2 rRNA genes (1 of these 2 cut by a window edge) are annotated in these 2,500 nt (G+C 56.4%); both read left to right on the top strand.

Annotated features, from left to right (window positions below):
• Positions 1–524: ribosomal RNA gene (locus M3677_RS16730) — 16S ribosomal RNA — on the top strand (it extends 998 nt beyond the left edge of the window).
• Positions 525–936: 412 nt separating this feature from the next.
• A 23S ribosomal RNA gene (locus M3677_RS16725) occupies positions 937–2,500 on the top strand; the annotation flags it as partial.

The following is a 2,500-nucleotide window of genomic DNA, read 5'->3' as shown; positions in this document are numbered from 1 at the left end:
GTCGCCCCCTTGTGGTCGGTGTACAGGTGGTGCATGGTTGTCGTCAGCTCGTGTCGTGAGATGTTGGGTTAAGTCCCGCAACGAGCGCAACCCTCGTTCTATGTTGCCAGCGCGTTATGGCGGGGACTCATAGGAGACTGCCGGGGTCAACTCGGAGGAAGGTGGGGATGACGTCAAATCATCATGCCCCTTATGTCTTGGGCTTCACGCATGCTACAATGGCCGGTACAAAGGGCTGCGATACCGTAAGGTGGAGCGAATCCCAAAAAGCCGGTCTCAGTTCGGATTGAGGTCTGCAACTCGACCTCATGAAGTCGGAGTCGCTAGTAATCGCAGATCAGCAACGCTGCGGTGAATACGTTCCCGGGCCTTGTACACACCGCCCGTCAAGTCATGAAAGTCGGTAACACCCGAAGCCGGTGGCCTAACCCTTGTGGAAGGAGCCGTCGAAGGTGGGATCGGTGATTAGGACTAAGTCGTAACAAGGTAGCCGTACCGGAAGGTGCGGCTGGATCACCTCCTTTCTAAGGAGCATCTGACCGGCCCTGCTCTGCAGGTGTCTGGTTCAGGCGCCGAGTAACCCGAACGTGGTTGCCGGTAGCTCATGGGTGGAACATTGACAGTGCAGTCGGGAGCGTAGCTTCCGGCCCTAGTACGCCAGCTTGCTGGTTGGGACGGGTCGGGGTGAGCGGGTCGGCTGGTGCACGTTGTTGGGTCCTGAGGGACCAGGCTTCCTGTTGACACGTGAGTGTTGGCGGGGGTTGGGCCTACGGGTCCTTCGTTGGGCCAGGGTGAACCTACCGGTTGGTGGGGGAGTGCTGGTGCCGATCGTATGTTGAGAACTACACAGTGGACGCGAGCATCTTAGATCGCTCGTGATGATGACCGGCCTTCGGGTTGGTTGTTGTTCGAGTCGATCGCAATTTTAATCTTTGTGGTCAAGTTTCTAAGAGCAAACGGTGGATGCCTTGGCATCTGGAGCCGAAGAAGGACGTAGAAATCTGCGATAAGCCTCGGGGAGCTGATAATCGAGCTGTGAGCCGAGGATTTCCGAATGGGGAAACCCCGCCAGGCGACTTGTCGACCTGGTGACTCCCGCCTGAATATATAGGGCGGGTAGAGGGAACGTGGGGAAGTGAAACATCTCAGTACCCACAGGAAGAGAAAACAACATGTGATTCCGTGAGTAGTGGCGAGCGAAAGCGGATGAGGCTAAACCGATCATGTGTGATAGCCGGCGGGCGTTGCATGGTCGGGGTTGTGGGACACGTCGCTCAGTTCTGCCGGACTGGGACGGTTACAGCGCATCATAGTCGAACCGGTTTGAAAGCCGGGCCGTAGTGGGTGCCAGCCCCGTAGACGAAATGGTGTTATGGCCGGATGTGTATCCCAAGTAGCACGGGGCCCGAGAAATCCCGTGTGAATCTGTCAGGACCACCTGATAAGCCTAAATACTCCCAGATGACCGATAGCGGACAAGTACCGTGAGGGAAAGGTGAAAAGTACCCCGGGAGGGGAGTGAAATAGTACCTGAAACCGTTTGCTTACAAACCGTCGGAGCCTCCTTGTAGGGGTGACGGCGTGCCTTTTGAAGAATGAGCCTGCGAGTTAGTGATATGTGGCGAGGTTAACCCGTGTGGGGCAGCCGTAGCGAAAGCGAGTCTGAATAGGGCGATTCAGTCGCATGTCCTAGACCCGAAGCGAAGTGATCTATCCATGGCCAGGTTGAAGCGACGGTAAGACGTCGTGGAGGACCGAACCCACTTCAGTTGAAAATGGAGGGGATGAGCTGTGGATAGGGGTGAAAGGCCAATCAAACTTCGTGATAGCTGGTTCTCTCCGAAATGCATTTAGGTGCAGCGTTGCGTGTTTCTCGCCGGAGGTAGAGCTACTGGATGGCCGATGGGCCTCAACAGGTTACTGACGTCAGCCAAACTCCGAATGCCGGTGAGTGAGAGCGCAGCAGTGAGACGGTGGGGGATAAGCTTCATCGTCGAGAGGGAAACAACCCAGACTACCAACTAAGGCCCCTAAGCGTGTGCTAAGTGGGAAAGGATGTGGAGTTGCACAGACAACCAGGAGGTTGGCTTAGAAGCAGCCACCCTTGAAAGAGTGCGTAATAGCTCACTGGTCAAGTGATTCCGCGCCGACAATGTAACGGGGCTCAAGCACACCGCCGAAGTTGTAGATTTCGCACACAGACAAGCCTTCGTGGTTCAGTCGTGCGGAGTGGTAGGAGAGCGTCGTGTGGCGAGTGAAGCGGCGGAGTAATCCAGCCGTGGACGCCACACGAGTGAGAATGCAGGCATGAGTAGCGAAAGACGGGTGAGAAACCCGTCCTCCGAAAGACCAAGGGTTCCAGGGCCAGGTTAATCCGCCCTGGGTAAGTCGGGACCTAAGGCGAGGCCGACAGGCGTAGTCGATGGACAACGGGTTGATATTCCCGTACCGGCGAACAACCGCCCAAGCTAATCCAGTGGTGCTAAGAGTCCTAACCCGG

The sequence above is a fragment of the Curtobacterium sp. P97 genome, assembly GCF_023712445.1.
Classification (GTDB): domain Bacteria; phylum Actinomycetota; class Actinomycetes; order Actinomycetales; family Microbacteriaceae; genus Curtobacterium.
The sequence above is the reverse complement of the archived record's forward strand: the minus strand, read 5'-3'. Positions and strand labels throughout refer to the sequence as shown.